Source organism: Mesorhizobium sp. B2-5-7, from assembly GCF_006440875.1.
Taxonomy (GTDB): domain Bacteria; phylum Pseudomonadota; class Alphaproteobacteria; order Rhizobiales; family Rhizobiaceae; genus Mesorhizobium; species Mesorhizobium australicum.
In genome coordinates, this window is the sequence record NZ_VFUO01000004.1 from 157,926 (window position 1) to 174,245 (window position 16,320).

Genomic DNA, 16,320 nt, shown 5'->3' on the forward strand with positions numbered 1-16,320 from the left:
GCTAAATCCGCCGGGGCGCGATCAGATTGCGGTCGTCGCCGTCTGCCCGCGATGTCCCCGCTCGCGAGCGCGAGCGACCGACCCAAACCCGCAGCAGGGCGAGGAGCAGGTCGAGGTCGACGGGCTTGGCGATGTAGTCGGACGCGCCGGCGTCCAGACATTTCTGGCGATCTCCTTTCATCGCCTTGGCCGTGACGGAAATCAGCGGAATGTGCGCGATTTCCGGCTGGGAGCGGATCCGGCGCATTGTCTCGTACCCGTCCATCTCGGGCATCATGATGTCGATCAGGGCGACATCGACGTCCGGTGCCTCTTCAAGCATGGCTATGCCGTCCCGCCCCCGCTCGGCATGCTGCACCTCGATACCGTAAGTTTCCAGCACGCTGGTCAGCGAATAGATGTTGCGAATGTCGTCGTCGACGATCAGAACCTTGGCCTCGGCCAGATCGGCGTTGTCGAGTTGTTCGGAAGCCAGGATTTCCTTGTCGGGCCTGTCGCCTGGAAGGGCTGCGGACATCAACAAGCCAAGCTGGGCAAAGTTGTCGGCACGCGGAACATCGCTGAGCGGCGGATGCAGGGCGATCTGCTGTTGAAAGGCGTCCGGATGGGGCGTGAAGAAGAGCAGGCGCGGGACAAAATCGCCGAACTGCGACATGATCTCATCGAGCATCTGGGCGTTGTCCTTGGCCGAACGGCCAAAACCGAACACGACGGCATCATATCCGGCAATACCACCCCCGTCGGCATTGGCCGCGACGCGGCCGATGGCGGTGACCGACGTGACGCCGTCGCGAATGGCTTCGACCAGCGCCAGGCGACGCTCGGGATCCGGATCCGCGACCAGCACATTGCGTTGTGTCCTGAGCGTCCTCGACTGAATGTCGTCGAAGACACGTGAAAGTTCGCCGGCGGACACCGGCTTGCTGGAAACGCTTGCGGCGCCTCGGCGCGTGAGAAGCTCGATGTCTTCGGCGCCGGAGATAACGTGGATGGGTATGTTCCTGGTCTTCGGATCGTGCCGTAAAAGGTCGAAGAGAACCCAGCCATCAATGTCGGAAAGGCCGAGATCCAGCGTGATCGCATCGGGCATGAGCTTGCGCGTAAGCGCCAGCGTTCCCGAGCCGGCGGTGGAGAGCACGCCTTTCAACCCGGCCGATCGCGCAAGACCAAGCAGCAGCCCGCCAAAAGTGGGGTCGTCCTCCACGATCAGCACCACCCTGTCCGACGGGTCGATCGCATCACGGTCGTCGGCGAGTTCCGGCGTTCCTGTCGTGCTGCTGGCCGCAACGGAAACGGCGGCCGGCGAAAGCTCGATCTGCGGTGCAAGACTGCTGCTGCGCGGGCCGTCGAAGGGAATGACAAGCGTGAAGGTCGATCCCGTTCCAGGCTGGCTTTCGACGCGCAACTCGCCGCCGAGCAGGCGGGCGATTTCCCGGCTGATCGAGAGGCCGAGGCCAGTGCCGCCATATTTGCGGCTGGTCGTGCCGTCGGCTTGTTGGAACGCCTCGAAGATCAGCTTTTGCTTGTCCTCCGGAATGCCGATGCCCGTGTCGGTGACGGCGATGGCCAGCGCTTGCGGCAGTGCCGCCGCGCCGTTTCCGCGGCCGGTCCGCTCGGCATGGATGCTGAGCGTCACGTCGCCTTGAGAGGTAAACTTGAAGGCGTTGGACAAAAGGTTGAGGACGATCTGCTGCAGCCGTTTTTCGTCCGTGCGGATCGTCTCGGGCAGGATCTGATCGATCTCGATCGTAAACCCAAGCCCCTTGTCGGCCGCAAGCTGCCGGAAGGTCCGCTCCATATGCTGGCGCAGATGTGCGAGCGGCATGTCGTTGAGCTCGATCGAAACCGTGCCGGATTCGATTTTCGAAAGATCCAGTATGTCGTTGATGAGACTGAGCAGGTCCGTGCCCGCCGAGTTGATCGTGCGAGCGAACTCGATCTGCTTGTCGTTCAGGTTGCCCTGCTGGTTGGTCGCGAGCAGGTTGGACAGGATCAGCAGCGAGTTCAGCGGCGTTCTCAGCTCGTGGCTCATATTGGCCAGGAATTCGGACTTGTACTTGGACGTCAGCGCCAGCTGTTCCGCCTTCTCCTCGAGTGCCCGTCTGGCCATTTCGATCTCGAGATTCTTGTTCTCGACCTGCTTTTTCTCGTTCTCGAGAAGCTGCGCCTTCTCCTGCAATTCCTCGTTGGTGGCGTGAAGCTCTTCCTGTTTCTTGGTGAGCTCGGTCTGGCGCGACTGCAGTTCGGACGTCAGAAGCTGTGACTGCTTGAGAAGCCCTTCCGTGCGCATGGTCGCGGCGATCGTGTTGAGCACGATGCCGACCGACTCCATCAATTGCTCGAGGAACAGGCGATGCGTGTCGCTGAAGCGGCTGAACGAAGCGAGTTCGATGACCGCCTTGACCTCTTCCTCGAACAATGCCGGCAGAACGATGGCGCTGGCCGGCGGTGCTTCGCCGAGGCCCGAGCTGATGCGCAGGAAGCTCGAGGGAACCTCGTCGAGCATGATCGCCCGTTTGTCGGCCGCGCTTTGACCGATCAGGCCTTCCCGAAAGTCCACACGCTGGCGGATCTTGGCTTTGCCCTCGGCGGCGTAGGACGCTGCCAGTTCCAGATAGGACTCATCCTCGTCGCGATTGGTTACGTAGAAAACGCCATACTGCGCGTTCACCAGCGGCGCCAGTTCCGATATGATCATGCGCGACACCGTGGCCAGATCGCGCTCGCCCTGCAGCATGCGCGAGAACCGCGCGAGGTTGGTCTTCAGCCAATCCTGCTCGGCATTCTTGAGCGTCTGATCCTTCAGGTTGCGGATCATCTCGTTGATGTTGTCCTTGAGCGCCGCGACCTCCCCGGAAGCCTGGACGCTGATGGAACGCGTAAGATCGCCCTTGGTGACCGCGGTCGACACCTCGGCGATGGCCCGCACCTGGGTGGTCAGGTTCGCCGCCAGCTGATTGACGTTGTCGGTCAGGTCGCGCCACAGGCCGGCGGCGCCAGGCACCCTCGCCTGGCCGCCGAGCTTGCCCTCGATGCCGACCTCGCGGGCGACGTTGGTCACCTGATCGGCGAAGGTCGCCAGCGTTTCGATCATGCCGTTGATGGTGTCCGCCAGGGACGCGATCTCGCCCTTGGCATCGACGGCGAGTTTGCGCTTGAGATTGCCCTGCGCCACGGCGGTGACAACATCGGCGATGCCGCGCACCTGGTTGGTCAGGTTGGTCGCCATGAGGTTGACGTTGTCGGTCAGGTCCTTCCAGGTGCCCGCCACGCCCTCGACCTGTGCCTGGCCGCCGAGCTTTCCCTCCGTGCCGACTTCGCGCGCCACGCGCGTCACCTCGCCCGCGAATGAGTTGAGCTGGTCGACCATGGTGTTGATGGTGGACTTCAGCTCCAGGATCTCGCCCTTGACGTCGACGGTGATCTTCTTCGACAGATCGCCTCGCGCCACCGCGGTCGTCACATCGGCGATGTTGCGCACCTGGCCGGTCAGATTCTCGGCCATCGAATTGACGTTGTCGGTCAGGTCCTTCCAGGTGCCGGCGACGCCGCGCACCTGTGCCTGGCCGCCAAGCTTCCCCTCGGTGCCGACTTCGCGCGCGACACGCGTCACTTCCGAGGCGAAAGAGTTGAGCTGATCCACCATCGTGTTGATGGTGTCCTTGAGCTCGAGAATTTCGCCGCGAACGTCGACAGTGATCTTTTTCGACAGGTCGCCCAGCGCAACGGCGGTCGTCACTTCCGCGATGTTGCGGACCTGGCCCGTCAGATTGGCGGCCATGGCGTTGACGTTATCCGTCAGGTCCTTCCACGTGCCGGCGACACCGCGGACCTGTGCCTGGCCGCCAAGCTTGCCGTCCGACCCCACTTCGCGGGCCACGCGCGTCACCTCGGATGCGAAGGAGTTCAGCTGGTCCACCATCGTGTTGATGACGTCCTTGATCTGCAGAATCTCTCCCAGCGCATCGACGGTGATTTTCTGGGTGAGATCGCCGGTCGCGATCGCGGTCGCGACCTTGGAGACATCGCGCAACTGCACGGTCAGGTTGCCGGCCATGGCGTTGACGTTGTCGGTCAGGTCCTTCCAGGTGCCGCCGACCCCCTCGACATGGGCCTGGCCGCCGAGTTTTCCCTCCGAGCCCACTTCGCGGGCAACGCGCGTGACTTCGGAGGCGAATGAGTTGAGCTGGTCCACCATCGTGTTGACGGTGTTCTTGAGCTCGAGGATTTCGCCCTTCACGTCGACCGTGATCTTCTTGGAGAGATCACCCCGCGCGACGGCCGTCGTCACATCGGCGATGTTGCGCACCTGGCCGGTGAGATTGGCGGCCATCAGATTGACGTTGTCGGTCAGGTCTTTCCAGGTGCCTCCGACGCCACGGACTTCCGCCTGACCGCCGAGCTTTCCCTCGGTGCCGACTTCGCGCGCGACGCGCGTCACTTCCGAGGCGAAGGAATTCAGCTGGTCCACCATCGTGTTGATGGTGTTCTTAAGCTCCAGGATCTCGCCCTTCACGTCGACCGTGATCTTCTTCGACAGATCGCCAAGAGCCACTGCGGTGGTCACTTCGGCGATGTTGCGCACCTGGCCGGTCAGGTTGGCCGCCATTGAATTGACGTTATCGGTCAAATCTTTCCAGGTTCCGGCGACACCCCGCACCTGCGCCTGCCCGCCGAGCTTTCCCTCCGTGCCGACCTCGCGTGCAACGCGCGTCACCTCGCCGGCAAATGAGTTGAGCTGGTCGACCATCGTATTGATGGTGGACTTCAGCTCCAGAATCTCTCCCTTCACGTCGACGGTGATCTTCTTCGACAGGTCGCCGAGCGCGACCGCGGTCGTCACATCGGCGATATTGCGGACCTGGCCGGTCAAATTGGCGGCCATCAGGTTCACGCTGTCCGTCAGGTCCTTCCAGGTGCCACCGACGCCCTCGACGCGGGCTTGGCCGCCGAGCTTTCCTTCGGTGCCGACTTCGCGCGCGACGCGCGTCACCTCGCCGGCAAACGAGTTGAGCTGGTCGACCATGGTGTTGATGGTCGACTTCAGCTCCAGGATCTCGCCCTTCACGTCGACGGTGATCTTCTTCGACAAATCGCCCGAAGCGACTGCGGTGGTCACCTCCGCGATGTTGCGCACCTGGCTCGTCAGGTTGGTCGCCATCGCGTTCACATTGTCGGTCAGATCCTTCCAGGTGCCCGCCACCCCCTTGACCCGGGCCTGACCGCCTAGCTTGCCCTCGGTGCCGACCTCGCGCGCCACGCGCGTCACCTCCGAAGTGAACGAGGCGAGTTGCTCGACCATTGTGTTGACGATCTTGCCGATCCGCAGGAATTCGCCGCGCAGCGGCCTGCCGTCGATCTCCACCATCATGGTCTGGGACAGATCGCCCTTGGCGACGGCGCCGATGACCCGGGCCACCTCGGCGGTCGGTTGCACCATGTCCTCGATCAGGTCGTTGACCGATCGGACGCTCGATTCCCAGCTACCTTTGGCGTTCCTGACATGGCCGCGCTCGCTGATGCGCCCGTCCTTGCCGACCACCCGGCTGAGCCGCGCGAATTCCCGCGTCACCTGGTCATTGAGTTCGACGATTTGATTGAACGTGTCTGCAATCTCGCCACTCAGCCCATCATAGACGTTTTCGATGCGGACGGAGAAATCGCCGTTTCGAAAAGCTTTGAGAGCGCTAAGGATTTGTCGAGAGTCCAGTTGTTCTTTTGGTAACCGAGATGCGCCCAAAAACCCCTCCACGCGAACCCCCGGCCGGATCAGGCCGAAGCCATTAACGCGTGGCCGCGTATTTGGTTCCATATGGCTTGCAAGCGCGGCTGAAAGGTCCGCCGCTTTGCTGGCCCCCTAGGAGGCCGACAGGCCTACAGCGGCCTCGGTCTCTGTGTACCGCTATGCAACAGCGATCCCTTCAATGCCGCTTGAAATACTGCACTTCCCTTTCGTGCTTCTCCGCCGCTTCGCGGCTGTCGAACGTGCCCAGATTCCGCCGCTTGCCCGTCTTCTCGTCCTTTTTCCTTGAATAAAGCCGATATTTTCCGTCTTTCAGCTTCCTGATCATCGGTCTCTCCTCAGGAAAGGACGAAGGGCCCGACGATCGCCGAGCCCTTCCTATTGTCAGTCGCGGTGTTCGGGCATGGCTTTCAGCTGGTCCTTGGTCCAGCTGGTCACGGCGTGAACGTCGCCGTCCTCGTCGCGCATGAAATCGAGTTCGTTGGCGGCGACGGCGACCGGCTTGGCGCCGATGCCGAGGAAGCCGCCGACGTCGATGACGACCTGGCTGCTGCCATGCATATGGTCGACGGAGCCGATCTTCTCGTCGTTGGGGCCGTAGATGGTCGCGCCTTCAAGCGTATCCGGGGTCAGTTCGGCGCGGCTGAGCCTTACGTGATTGGCGTGGTCCATGAGTGCATCTCCTTTGCGGTGGGACAGGGTGAACCTCCGAGGCGGCCAAGGGTTCCGACATTGTCGGAGATGACCAGGGATAGTGCTCCAAGAGAGCGCCGGCTTCGGGGCGATCATGGTTTTGCGCTCGGTGGCTCGATGAATCATCTTGTCATCGAGTTGCACCAACGCGTTGTTTCGAAAGGCTCGCGCGTTCAGCGCCCGCGCTTTGGCTTGAGGCTGCGCGCGGCTTGCTCGATCGCGGCGCGGTCGGTGCCGAGACGGTCGATCAGCTCCTGCGCCTCCTCGCCCGATATGCCCGCGCGGATCGCCAGTTCCTCCACCGTCAGAACGTCGGAGCTCGCGATCTCGCCGGTTTGTGGCAGCGCGTCATCCGCCGTCAGCGGCAGGGCGGCTTCCCTGTCGATCTCCATCTCGGCCCGGCTCCAGTGCCGCTCATGGTCGCCATGGCCGCCGCCTTCGCGTTGCCAGATCTCGTAGGCGCGGTTCCTGATCTTGTCGTCGCGGTCGTCGCTCATGTCATTCCTCCACTCATGTGAGGCATGAACGCCGCGCCGGTGCGAACGATCCAAAAAATCTGCGTGATCGTCGGGACGACAAGATGCAACCCTTCAGCCAGGCCTGCACGGCAACGGCGGCTACTCGCACTGGCGCCTGGGTCCGCCGGAATATGGCTGATAGCTGTTGTCGTCGGGCCTGTAGGAGCGGTAGCGGCTGAAGCAGGAATCGACATGGTCGGCGGAAAGCGCCGTCGTCGCGACCGCCGGGGCGACACCGCCCTCGACATAGCTGACGGCTGCCGATGGCTGCGCGCCCTGGTCGTCGCCGGCGTCGAGATAGGGCGAGACGCAGGGGCGCTGCTGCCCGCTATAGGACATGTAGCTGTTGTCATCCGGATTGTAGGAGCGGTAGCGGTTCGCGCACCAACTGACATGGGACGCCGGCAGCGCGTCGGCTCCAGCCGCCGGCGCGATCGATCCGGTCGCGGCCGGATCGGGTGCCCGCGGCTTGACGGCGATATCGGGCGGCGCGGGCTGGTCGGCCGGCAAGCGTTGCAGATTTTGCGCCGCCTTGTTCACCGGCCGCGCGTCCCTGGTCCACAGTTCCGCCACGCTGACGGTCGGCCTTGCCTCATGCGCGGGCTTGGCGGCGAGCAACCAGGCGGCAAAGCCCAGCCCGCTGCCGAAGACCGCAAGGGTCAAGACAAAGCCGCCGACCAATGCCAAAATCGCTTTCACGTCACGCTCCTTCAGCCCCTGCTTATAGAATGCGGAGCATCAAGGCTGGTTCCAGCAAAGTACGTGTCGCAGGCGCTTGAAAGGGTCGCGCGCGCTCAGCTCCTCCTCAGACCGGCAGCCTCACCTCTGGGAAAACTGGTTCTCGACCGCCAGCAGCGACGCCACCGTTTCCCGATCGCGCTGGCGCTGCTGCAGAGTGCAGGCCAGCAGCCAATCCAGCGAGATCCGGCCGGCGCCGGCTACGGCCAGAACGAACATGCCGCCGGCGATCGCCAGATCCTTTTCGAAATTCAGCAGCTCGCTCTGGCTGGCGAAGTTGGTGTGGAACAGTGTGGCCGTTGCCAGGCAGAAGAGGCCGAGGCCGATCGCCCCCAGCCGCGTCAGCACGCCCGTTGCCACCGAGAGCCCTGCCCCCAGTTGCAACGCGATGGTGGCGACAAACAGCGGCAGACCGACGCCTTGCGCGGCCACCGCCTTGGCGGCGCCGTCGAAATGGGTGGCCAGTGTCACCCCCTCATGCAGGAAGATGAAGGACATGAGCAGGCGCCCGACAAGCAGGGTCAGATCCCTGACATAGAGTTTGGTGGCGAGGGCGTGCAGCTTCGCGGCGCGTTCGTTCAGGATCATGGTCAGCCTCCGATATTTTGACACCGTGCAGGCGCCGCGCGAGGACAGCGCCTGCCGAATGTGATGCTTGAAAGGGCCGGAGCCGGCTCGAGGGAGAGGCGCCGGCTCCGGCAATGGGCGCCAGCCACGAGCGCCCGAACTTTGCGATCCATCGGGGTTGGCGCAAGCCCCCCTCATCCGGCCGCTTCGTGTCCACCCTCCCTGGGGGGAGAGGTCGGATGCCCTGAATTGCCCTTCGCAAGTGGGGGCAATTCGGGGGGAGAACTTACTTCGTCACCTTGGTATCGATGGCTTTCCGCAGGTCGGAAAGCTCGTCGCAGCCGGTCGGGCACAGTTTCTGCAGCGAGGCCAGTTGCTCATCGGCCTTGGCCATGTCGCCGGTTTCGACATAGAGCTCGCCCAGATATTCGCGGGCGGCCTTGTGGTCGGGTTTCAGCTCCAGCGCCTTGTTGTAGTAGGTCAGCGCGGTGGTGAAGTCGCCGGTCTTGCGCAGCGTGAAGCCGAGCAAATTGTAGACGTCGGCCTGCTGGTTGTCCTGCGCGAGGTCGCGCAGGTCCGCCAGCGCGCCCTTGTAATCTTTTGCGTCGATCTTGGCCTTGACCGCGGTGAGGTCGGGCGCGTCGGCGCCCTCGATGTCGTCGACCGCATAGGCCGGGATGATGGTTGCGACGGGAACCACGGTCAGCACGGCAATGGCGCCGAGCAGGCCGAACAGGGCGTGCTTGCCCAAAAAGGATTGTTTCATTGTCTGTCTCGCTTGGGTTGGGAGCTCGCGCTCAGATTTCGACAGGCGTGAAGCCGTAGGCATTGCCGTCCTTGACGAAGACGCCGGTGCCCGGGAACGGGAAGTGCGAACCGGAAATGCGGATGTTGTCCGCGATCACCCGGTCGATGATCTTGTGGCGCGTGGCGATCGCCGTCGGCCCGTCCTGGTCATAGGCGCCCTGCCATTCCGGATGCGGTGCGAGAAGCGCCGGCACATACATTGTGTCGGCCGAGATCATCAGTTGTTCCTTGCCGGAATTGGCGAGGTACACCGAATGGCCGGGCGTGTGGCCGGGGGCGGCGATGATCTGGATGCCGGGCGCGACCTCGGCGCCGTCCTCGACCAGCTTCCAGTTCTTCCATTTCGGGAAATTCTCCGCGATGCGCTTGCCCGCCGGCTTGCGGCCCTCGGGCAGCTTCGCCAGCCTGCTCGGATCGGTCCACCACTTGTATTCGGTGGCGTTGACGATCAGCTCGGCATTGGGGAACACCGGCGTGTTGGTGCCCTTCTCCATGAGGCCCCAGACATGGTCGGGGTGGAAATGCGAGATCATGATGGTGTCGATCGCCTTGTAGTCGATGCCGGCGGCGGCCATGTTGGCCGGCAGGTGCGTGGCGTTGGCCTGCCACTGGCCGACGCCCGAGCCGGCATCCATCATGATCAGCCTGCCGCCCATCTTGAGCACGGCTACGGTGAGCGGAATGGGCATGAAGTCGGTCGTCAGCCCCGCCTTGGCGAGCGCTGCCTTGGTATCGTCGACCGAAACATCCTTGATGAAGGCCGGGTCGTGCGGCTTCTTCCAGATGCCGTCATAGACGGCGGTTACCTCGATATCGCCGACCGTGTATTTGTAGAAGCCGACGGTGGGTTCCAACGGCGTCTGCGCGAAAGCGGGACGGGTGAATTCCAGCTTGCCGGCAAGGCCGAAGGCGGCAGCGGCGGCGGCGGATTGAAGCACTGTGCGGCGTGACATGCTGAACATGGTGATCTCCTCTGTTGAGTGGTGGCTAAGGCTAAGGCGAAAGATCGAATGGAATGACGGAGCGCCAAGCCCTGGCCCTCCGTCGCTGATCGCGGATCGGATCGGCGCCGCCGGGATCCGGCGCCGACCCGTGAACTCAGTTGCCCCAGATGCCCTGGCCGGGTTCGTCCGCATCGGATTTGGTCACCGGCCGGCTCGGCCCGGTCGTCACCTTGGTATCGACGCCATGAGGACGTGCCGCGTAGGGGATCGAGGCGGTGGCATTGGTGTCGACGGCGACGCCCGGCTGGTTGGAGGCATTGGCGTTGAAATGGTCGCTGCCGGCAAAGGCAGAAGTCGAGGCAAGCAACATCGCAGCCACGCTGAGAGCGAGCTTGGTCATTTCGGTAAATCCTTGTTTCGTTTTCTAGGGTCGCGGACCGCAAAATTGCCCCGCTTGCAGAGAAGACCCGCAAGGGCCGCGCTTTATTCCTGGGCGCTATGAGATTTTTTCTGGAAGGGCTGAAACTGCAGGAAGCGGCCCTACGGAAGGCTGCCCAGACACAATTCAGAAACAAGATTCAACAGTTCGGAAAAACTGGCGAAAAGATCGGATGGCATAAGCATCCCTCAACGGCCGGAAATCTGGCCGCCGCACAAGTGCACGATGCAGGCGCACGGACACAGGGGCACGGAATTGGGTACGGCAATGCAACGAGGTTCGAACGGATCGATGGGTGCCCTACCTGGCATGTCGCTCGCCGCCGGCAGCGCCCAGGCAATGCGCGCGCTTGCGCCCTACGCCCATGCTCCCGAAACTGTGAAGACGGGGCGGTCGATTCCGTGATAACCGCCCGGCCAAAGAGGGTGCGGCCGGCGATCGCCGGTCTGAATTCCGGAATCTTCCGTTCTGGAAGCTTCAGTCATTCCCCCTCCATGAACAACGATCAAATTGCAGCGACGGCACAGCCGGCAATGCCCGCCGGCGCGGCGGCGTGACCGAGATGTGCCTGTAACGGCTTGCCAGGACGAGAAAGTTTGGAAATGGACCACGGTATCGATATCGCCGAACTGGACAGGGAAGCGGCAAGATCGGGCGCAGGACCCGAGACCAGCTCCGACAGCGTCGATGCACTTGCGGGAATTGCCTCCGGAGCACACGGCCAGGTCCTGGCGGGCGCCGATTTTGCCCGGGCGGGTCAACCGGACGAGCGACTCGACAAGGTCTTCGAGCAACTCGCCGAGACATTCGCCACGCTGCCGGCGGTGATCTCCGAGGGCCGCACCTGGACCTATCGGGAGCTGGACAAGCGCGCCAACCAATTTGCTCGCCTGCTGGTCAAGCGCGGCGTGCGGCCGGGTCACCGTGTCGGGCTCATCCTCGACCGGTCCGCGGAAACCTATGTGGCCCTGCTCGCCGTGGTGAAGGCGGGTGCCGCCTTCGTGCCGCTGGCCACCGCCTTTCCGCAAGAGCGCATGGCGCTCATCATCGAAGACGCCAGCGTCAGCCTGGTCGTCACCATCGCCACCTACGCTTCGCGGGCCGACCAGCTGCCGGTTCCGCACCTGTTGATCGACAGCGCCGCCGCCGAAATATCAGCCCAATCCGACGCGCCGCTGAAGACGCACAAGGCGCCGGCCCCCACGGCGGTCGAAGACATCTGTTACATCCTCTATACGTCCGGCACGACTGGCAGGCCGAAGGGCGTGGCCATCCGCCACCAGAGCTTCGTCAACTTCATCCGCGTCGCCGCCGCATCCTACGGCTACCGGCCGGGCGATCGCGTCTACCAGGGCATGACCATCGCCTTCGATTTTTCCTCCGAGGAGATCTGGGTGCCGTTCGTCGCCGGCGCGACGGTCGTGCCGGCACCAGGCCAGATGCCTCTCGTGGGCGAAGAGCTCGGCGATTTCCTGCGCCATCACGACATCACCTGCATGGCCTGCAGCCCGACGCTTCTGTCGTCCATGACATCGGACGTGCCCAGCCTGCGCACGCTGCTGGTCGGCGGCGAGGCCTGCCCGCACAATCTGGTGGTGCGCTGGTCGAAGCCCGGCCGGCAGATCCTCAACACCTATGGCCCCACCGAGGCGACCGTCACGGCAACCATGGGTGCATTGACGCCGGACCGGCCGGTGACGATCGGCGCGCCGCTGCCCACCTACTCGATCGTCATTCTCGACCCTTCGCTGCCGCGGCTCGCCGAACCTGGCGAACTGGGCGAGATCGGCATTGCAGGCATCGGGCTGGCGGCCGGCTATCTCAACCGGCCGGACCTGACCGAACAGAAGTTCATCGCCGATTTCCTCGGCCTGCCGAACAACCCGTCGAAGCGCATCTACCGCACCGGCGACCTTGGCCGGATCAGTGACGCCGGCGAGATCGAGTATGCCGGGCGCATCGATACCCAAGTGAAGATCCGCGGCTATCGCATTGAACTCGGCGAGATCGAGGCCGTGCTGCTCGACCAGCCCGAGATCGCGCAGGCCGCCGTCACCACCTGGGAGATCGAGCCCGGCCGCGTCGAACTCGTTGCCTATTACGCGCCCAAGGTCGGCCAGCCGGCGCTCTCGCGCGCCGACATTGCCCAGACGATGAAGCGGCGGCTGCCCGACTACATGGTGCCCTCCTATCTGGAGGAACTGCCGGCGATCCCGATGACGGTCTCCAACAAGGTCGACCTTCGCCAGTTGCCCAAACCAACCAGCGTCCGGCTCTCGGCCGATCGCGCCATGGTGCCGCCCGGCAATGACGACGAGCGTTTCCTGGCCGACGCGCTATGCGCCGTGCTGAAGTTCGACGACGTGTCCGTCGAGGACAATTTCTTCGACGATCTCGGCGCCAACTCGTTGCTGATGGCGCATTTTTGCGCGCGTGTGCGCACCCGCAAGGAATGGGCGACGACGTCGATGCGCGACATCTATCTCTATCCGACGGTGGCGCGCCTGGCCAAGCACCTGAGCGTCGCGGAAGAGATGACGACGGCCACCAACGAGCCCGTTCTCACCCGCCAGGCGTCCAATTTCGTCTACTGGACCTGCGGCGCGGCGCAGTTGCTGTTTTACGCGCTCTACAGCTACGTGGCCTTGTGGGCGATCAATGACGGCCTCAACTGGGTCTATGACACGCTCGACGACCCGCTGCAGCTTTATGTGAGGTGCGTGGTGCTCTCGGCCGGCGTGTTCTTCGGCATGTCGGGCTTCGCCATTGCCGCCAAATGGCTGCTGGTCGGCCGCTGGAAGGCGGAAGCGTTCCCGATCTGGGGCCTGCGCTACTATCGCTTCTGGGTGGTCAAAACCTTGATCCGCACGGCACCCGTCGTGCTGTTCCGCGGAAGCCCGCTCTACAGCCTCTACCTGCAGCTTCTGGGAACCAGGATCGGCAAGAACGTGGTCATCGAATCCCGGGCCGTGCCGGTGTGCACGGACCTGATTTCGATCGGCGACCGAACGATCCTGCGCAAGGAATCATTGATCCTCGGCTATCGCGCCCAGGCCGGCTATATCCACACCGGGCCGCTGACCATCGGCCGCGACGCCTTCGTCGGCGTCGGCTGCACGCTCGACACCGACACCGCGATCGGCGATGGCGGCCAGCTCGGTCATTCCTCCTCGCTGCAGCGCGGGCAAAGCATCCCCGACGGCGAACACTGGCATGGATCGCCCGCGGTGCCGACCACGGCGGACTATTGCAAGGTGCGCAACGTCAATCCTCCCCTCATCCGGCGCTTCCTCTACGAGGCCGTGCAGCTGATAGGCCTGTTTGCCATCGTCACCCCGCTGCCGCTTTTGTTCCACAGCTATTGGGAGAATATCGGCGACGACTATCAGGAGACGATCGGCATTGTGGCGATCGGCACCACGGTCACGCTGTTCGGCTACATCGCCGCGGCCTTTTTCGCGGCCACGGTGGTGCCGCGCCTGTTCAGCCTGATCCTGAAACCCGGCCGTACCTACACGCTTTATGGCTTCCGCTACTGGCTGCAGACGGTTGCCGAGTTCTCGAGCAACTCCCGCGTGCTCGGGCTGCTGTTCGGTGACAGCTCGGCCATCGTCCATTACATGAGCGCCATCGGCTGGAACCTCAACAAGGTGGTGCAGACGGGCTCCAATTTCGGCTCCAACCAGCAGCACGAAAACCCGCTCCTGTGCGAGATCGGCACCCAGACCATGGTGTCGGACGGGCTTTTCATGATCAACATGCACAAGTCCGCTTCCGCGTTCCGGCTCGAGTCGACCCGGATCGGCGAGCGCAACTATCTCGGCAACAACATCTACTATCCGCCGGATGGACGCACGGGCGACAACGTCCTGCTCGGCACCAAGGTGATGGTCCCCATCGACGGGCCATTGCGCGAGAATGTCGGCCTTCTCGGCTCGCCGCCCTTTGAAATCCCGCGCATGGTGAACCGCGACAAGGAACTCATCGCCGGCATCGACGAGCAAGACCGACGCCAGCGCATCCCGCTCAAGAACCGTCACAACCTGGTGACGATCCTCCTGTTCATGGCGACGCAATGGATCATGCTGTTCGCCACGCTGGCGATCTGGGACCGGGCACTGAACTACTACACCGAATGGGCTGAGATCGCCCTCTTCGTGGCGGTGCTTTTGACCTCGGCGATCACCATTCCGTTCTACATCTTCGTCGAGCGGGCAAGCCTCGGTTTTCGCAAGCTGAAGCCGCAGATAACGACGATCTACGACGTCACATTCTGGCGCCACGAGCGCCACTGGAAGCTCGCGGATTCGCCTGTTGTGCGCCTGTTCGCCGGCACCCCGTTCCGGCCGATGATCCTGCGCATGCTTGGGGTCAAGGTGGGCAAGCGCGTCTATGACGGCGGCGCCAACCTGACCGAGCGTTCCCTCGTGGTGATCGGCGATGACGTCACGCTCAATGAAGGCTGCGTCATCCAGGCCCACTCGCTGGAAGAAGGTGCGTTCAAGTCCGACTTCATCCGTATCGGCGATGGCTGCACGCTCGGACCTTCCGCCTTTGTCCATTACGGCGTGGTGATGGGCAAGGGATCGATGGTCGATGCCGATTCCTTCGTGATGAAGGGCGAGGAGTTGGAGCCCAACTCGATCTGGCGCGGCAATCCGGCCAAGCTGCACCGGTTCGTCGAGCCGGTCATGGAAGACGGCTCCAGGGCGTCGTCCTGACGCTCGATCCCGAAATCGTCGGAGGGCCACGTGGCAGAGCGATCCGGAAGCACCGCGGACATCCGGATCGGCCCGGTGACCCCAGCCAATCGCGCTTTGGTCACCGCATTGCAGCTGGCGCCGGAGCAGATGGATTTCGTCGCCAGCAATGCAGCCTCCCTGCGTGAGGCCAGATCCGATCGGGACGCGCGGCCACGCGCCGTCATGGCAGGCGACCAGATCGTCGGGTTCCTGATGTACGAGGCGCCGCGGGACGATGACGAGGCGCGCATCTACCGCTTCATGATCGACCGTGCCTCGCAAGGCCGGGGTTACGGCAAGGCCGCGTTGCGTGAAGTGCTGGAGGAAATCGACGGGCTCGGCCACATCAGGCACGTGTCGATCTGCTACGAACCGGAGAACGAGGCGGCACGGCAGCTCTATCGCAGTGCCGGTTTCGTCGAACAGGGGCTCGACGAGGACGGCGAAATGATCGCGGATCTCATTCTGCCCACCGGCGACCGATGACGCCGCCCGCCGATCCGTCCGAGGAAATCGCCATGGCGCGCGCCATGGCCGCCATGGCTCCTGCCGGGGTCCGCACCGGTTGCCGGATCATCCGCGAAGGCGACGAGACCCATCTGTTGCCGGCGGAAGCACGCTCCATCCCCGCTCGCCAGCCGTCCATGCGGCGGGCCAGCGGCGCGGCGCGATTGCTCGCGCACCGACTGCTGACGGATGCCGGCTTCGACGGTTTCGCCCTCTTGCGCACGCCGTCCGGTGCACCCGCATGGCCGGACGGGATAACGGGCTCGCTCGCGCATGACGACGACATGGCCGTGGCGGCGGTCGCGCCTGTTGGCCGCATCGCCTCGCTCGGCATCGACGTCGAGCCGGCGCTGCCCCTGCCCGATGAGATTTTCTCGCTCGTGGCAATTCCCGAAGACCGGATCGACGCCGCCGACCGGCAGCTTGCCGGCCGCATCCTTTTCGCCGCCAAGGAAGCGGTCTACAAGGCCGCCTATCCGCTGGATCGCGAGGTGCTGGGCTATGAGGATATCGCCGTGGACCTCGAAACCGGCCACGCGACAACGAGGACGGGCCGCAAGGTCAGCCTCGCACACTGTATCGCCCCGCGCGTGGTCGTGCTGGCGTTTGTTGCCAGATAGGC

At 63.7% G+C, this 16,320-nt stretch carries 12 protein-coding genes; 3 read left to right on the forward strand and 9 right to left on the reverse strand.

What is annotated here, in order from left to right; translation table 11 throughout:
- Position 1: 1 nt before the first annotated feature.
- The 9 genes from FJ543_RS18695 to FJ543_RS18735 all read right to left on the reverse strand — a co-directional run bounded on the left by FJ543_RS18695 (position 2) and on the right by FJ543_RS18735 (position 10,410).
- Positions 2–5,740 (reverse strand): HAMP domain-containing protein, encoded by a 5,739-nt coding sequence (locus FJ543_RS18695; RefSeq protein WP_224622512.1) that lies wholly within the window; start codon positions 5,738–5,740, stop codon positions 2–4.
- Positions 5,741–5,921: 181 nt separating this feature from the next.
- Positions 5,922–6,071 (reverse strand): hypothetical protein, encoded by a 150-nt coding sequence (locus FJ543_RS18700; RefSeq protein WP_127204769.1) that lies wholly within the window; start codon positions 6,069–6,071, stop codon positions 5,922–5,924.
- 56 nt (positions 6,072–6,127) lie between these two features.
- Positions 6,128–6,415: a hypothetical protein gene (locus FJ543_RS18705; RefSeq protein ID WP_015316916.1), complete on the reverse strand. Its 288-nt coding sequence runs from the start codon at positions 6,413–6,415 to the stop codon at positions 6,128–6,130.
- A 194-nt stretch (positions 6,416–6,609) separates the two neighbouring features.
- A complete protein-coding gene (locus tag FJ543_RS18710) occupies positions 6,610–6,933 on the reverse strand; it encodes a DUF2934 domain-containing protein (protein ID WP_015316915.1) in 324 nt (107 codons plus the stop codon).
- A 120-nt stretch (positions 6,934–7,053) separates the two neighbouring features.
- Positions 7,054–7,653 carry a BA14K family protein gene (locus FJ543_RS18715; protein ID WP_140663394.1) on the reverse strand — a complete coding sequence of 200 codons (600 nt, stop codon included), beginning with the start codon at positions 7,651–7,653 and terminating at the stop codon, positions 7,054–7,056.
- A gap of 120 nt (positions 7,654–7,773) precedes the next feature.
- Positions 7,774–8,280: a DoxX family protein gene (locus FJ543_RS18720; protein WP_015316913.1), complete on the reverse strand. Its 507-nt coding sequence runs from the start codon at positions 8,278–8,280 to the stop codon at positions 7,774–7,776.
- 265 nt (positions 8,281–8,545) lie between these two features.
- Positions 8,546–9,025 carry a tetratricopeptide repeat protein gene (locus FJ543_RS18725; RefSeq protein WP_140617977.1) on the reverse strand — a complete coding sequence of 160 codons (480 nt, stop codon included), beginning with the start codon at positions 9,023–9,025 and terminating at the stop codon, positions 8,546–8,548.
- Positions 9,026–9,056: 31 nt separating this feature from the next.
- Positions 9,057–10,028, reverse strand: a complete 972-nt coding sequence (locus tag FJ543_RS18730) for an MBL fold metallo-hydrolase (RefSeq protein WP_140876388.1) — start codon at positions 10,026–10,028, stop codon at positions 9,057–9,059.
- Positions 10,029–10,164: 136 nt separating this feature from the next.
- Positions 10,165–10,410, reverse strand: coding sequence for a DUF680 domain-containing protein (locus tag FJ543_RS18735; protein WP_140876390.1), 246 nt, complete (start codon positions 10,408–10,410; stop codon positions 10,165–10,167).
- A gap of 641 nt (positions 10,411–11,051) precedes the next feature.
- Between FJ543_RS18735 and FJ543_RS18740 the strand changes: the two genes are divergently transcribed.
- Genes FJ543_RS18740 through FJ543_RS18750 form a run of 3 tightly spaced genes read left to right on the forward strand, consistent with a single transcriptional unit; the run spans position 11,052 to position 16,318 of the window.
- Entirely contained in the window at positions 11,052–15,170 is a 4,119-nt protein-coding gene (locus tag FJ543_RS18740; RefSeq protein ID WP_181174010.1) for a Pls/PosA family non-ribosomal peptide synthetase, read from the forward strand.
- Positions 15,171–15,200: 30 nt separating this feature from the next.
- Entirely contained in the window at positions 15,201–15,677 is a 477-nt protein-coding gene (locus FJ543_RS18745; protein ID WP_140663404.1) for a GNAT family N-acetyltransferase, read from the forward strand.
- Positions 15,674–16,318 carry a 4'-phosphopantetheinyl transferase superfamily protein gene (locus tag FJ543_RS18750; RefSeq protein ID WP_140663406.1) on the forward strand — a complete coding sequence of 215 codons (645 nt, stop codon included), beginning with the start codon at positions 15,674–15,676 and terminating at the stop codon, positions 16,316–16,318. Before FJ543_RS18745 ends, FJ543_RS18750 begins: the two co-directional genes overlap by 4 nt.
- Positions 16,319–16,320 lie beyond the last annotated feature (2 nt).